Raw genomic sequence first — 2,583 nt, forward strand, 5'->3', positions numbered from 1 at the left:
ATCGGTGCCAGTCTGGGGACAACGATTAATGGCGGCAGCTTTAAAGACAATTTTACCACGGCTTTGTTGTCTAATATCGGCAGTCAGATTAATGCGGAAGGGGCCAATTTAATTGGGAAAAACGGCCAAATATTAGGTTTACCCGGCAAAGCAATTAGCCATGCTGCTGTATCCGCTCTGGCCGCCGAGATAGGTGGCGGTAACGCAAAAGGGGCTGCGGTGGGTGCATTGGCAGCGGAACTGGCGGCAATCACGCTGGATAAAACTTTCAGCGACCCGATGAGCATTCAAGCCGGGGGCAAAATTATCGGCGGCGTTGCCGGTGCGATTGCGACCAATAGCGCAGAAGGCGCTAACAGTGGTGCTAACGCCGGTGAAATCGTGATCTTCTTCAATCACCTGCATTCCATGAGTGTTTATAATCTGACCAGAGAACTTCAAGAGGCCAATAAGCAAGGTGCCTCTACCGAAGCCATCTGGAACAAATACGGAGAACTGAGCGCTGCGCAACGGGCAGAAATGTTGTCTGACTGTGCCGGGAACGGTGGGTTATGTACGTTGACCTATCAGGCCGAAATGGAAGGTGGCATAAAAACAGCCGATGCTGTTAGTGGCCTGAGATGGATGTTTGACTTGTCGGAAGAAGATGCTCATCGTCTCAGCCAATTTGTGACGACAGAAAACCAGAACGATTTAGGGCTGTTGTATAACTCGCTACCTGCCTGGGAAAAAGGTGCATTAATAGCCAAAGAAGCGGTAGAATCTGCCGGTATTGGTGGTGCTATCGGTGGTAAAGTTTCGGTTGCTTCGATTGTTGAAAGGAATAAGTCAACTACTAACACAGGGAAAGGAAATAATGTACGCGTTAATAATGAATCATCTGTAAGATCAAATAATCAAGTCACTATTCCTGAGTCACGAGTTGGACATATTTTCCGCAAAGCGGAAGGGCATATTGTTGATACTTCTGAAAATAGAAAATTAATATTGGATGTTGCAAATGATAAAACAGCTATTTTAGGTGGTGATCGTTATGGTAACAGCTGGTCTGCACGTATGTTGCCGGATGGAACTCAAGCTTGGGTTCAAACTCGTGGGGATACAGTGATCAATGCTGGGATAAATAACCCACCTAAATCATATGATCCTCAGACGGGATTATCTTCACTGAAGCCAAGAGGTGGTAAAAATGGAAAATAAGATGATTACAATAGAACAAGCTTACAAAGCTATGTTTTATTTTCTGGAGCATGAATACGAATTGACTAAGTCGGATGATATAGGTTGCTTATTGGGATCAATGGATTGGACGATCTGGGATGATTCATCCAGCCCAGCAGATCCAGCTATGTGGGAAGATTGGCTGATCGCAGTCAAACGGACTTTATAATAAATTAGATCCCGACCAGTATAGTCGGGATCCCCCCTTTGGCTGTCAATCTATCTCAGCCAGTTTGTGACCACAGAGAACCAGAACGATTTGAGGCTGTTGTATAACTCACTGCCTGCCTGGGAAAAAGGTGCATTAATAGCCAAAGAAACGGTAGAATCTGCCGGTATTGGTGGTGCTATTGGTAGTAAGGTTTCGGTTGCTTCGATTGTTGGTAAGAATAAAGGCCAACAATTTTCACATGACTATACGTTAAACAAAAATGGTCAAATGATAGGTGCAAACGGAGTTCAAGTACCAAGTAAAACAATTTGGAAAGGAGTAGGTAAAGAACGTATTGATGTGGAAAACCCAAATCCTGGTCAACGAGCAGGGCAATTACACTATCAGGACAATCAAGGAAATAAATATTATTATGATTCTATTTCAAATACATTTCCTGATGCACCTAAAAAAGTCAATGAGTTATTAAAGGATAGTAGCTTTAAGAATGCGATTGATAAAGGTATGAAACAATATTTAGGGGAAAAATGATGCTAAAAATTAACTTAAAAATGAAACAGAAAATGAAAGAGTTAAAAGAGAATTATCTGGTTCTTACAGATGAACTACAATCAATCATTTCCAGTGGATTTATTGAAAAAGAACATTGTTTTTTCTCTAAAAAACTTATGAATTATAGCTCTTCTGTATCAAAAAAATATTTTCAGGATTGTATTGGGTTTGAATGTTTTGTAAATTCACTTCATATTGATGACTATGTGGATAAAGATTATTTAGAGTATTCAATATTATTTTGCAATTCTTTACTTATTTCATGGGAATATTTAAATCCTAATGATAAACTTAATGTTATTATTTCATTAGATGAATTTGGAGCTTTAGTTAAATTTCATCTAGATAGAAATGGGGAAATGTGGTTAAGTGAAGACTTAGAATCATATGATGAGCCTATTTTAATAACAAACAGCTTTATTAAACTACAGTAGAAAATATACAGTAACTAATTAAAATACAACCATATTCTTATATATAGTTGTATTTGTCAATTCGATAGCCCTTTAAGTAAAGATAAGACAAAAAGAGGAAGGCAGGAGATTGCCTAAATGAAAAACAAATCCCTTTTTGAATAGTTAAGAAATTATTATTTGAAAATATTTTCTGAAAAATATAATGCTAAGGTAGATTTAGAC

The 2,583-nt window shown here is 38.8% G+C and carries 4 protein-coding genes; all 4 read left to right on the plus strand.

Annotated features, from left to right (window positions below):
* On the plus strand, positions 1-1,200 hold a 1,200-nt coding region (locus LGZ99_RS24730), incomplete at its 5' end, for a DUF637 domain-containing protein (protein WP_315903531.1).
* Positions 1,190-1,390: a hypothetical protein gene (locus LGZ99_RS23985; protein WP_036841758.1), complete on the plus strand. Its 201-nt coding sequence runs from the start codon at positions 1,190-1,192 to the stop codon at positions 1,388-1,390. The genes LGZ99_RS24730 and LGZ99_RS23985, both read left to right, overlap by 11 nt.
* A gap of 99 nt (positions 1,391-1,489) precedes the next feature.
* Positions 1,490-1,924: a hypothetical protein gene (locus tag LGZ99_RS23990; RefSeq protein ID WP_051769846.1), complete on the plus strand. Its 435-nt coding sequence runs from the start codon at positions 1,490-1,492 to the stop codon at positions 1,922-1,924.
* On the plus strand, positions 1,924-2,379 hold the full coding sequence (locus tag LGZ99_RS23995) for a PM0498 family protein (protein WP_036841757.1): 456 nt from the start codon (positions 1,924-1,926) through the stop codon (positions 2,377-2,379). The genes LGZ99_RS23990 and LGZ99_RS23995 overlap by 1 nt, the downstream gene beginning before the upstream one ends.
* Positions 2,380-2,583 lie beyond the last annotated feature (204 nt).

The organism is Photorhabdus temperata (assembly GCF_025384845.1).
Classification (GTDB): Bacteria; Pseudomonadota; Gammaproteobacteria; order Enterobacterales; family Enterobacteriaceae; genus Photorhabdus; species Photorhabdus temperata.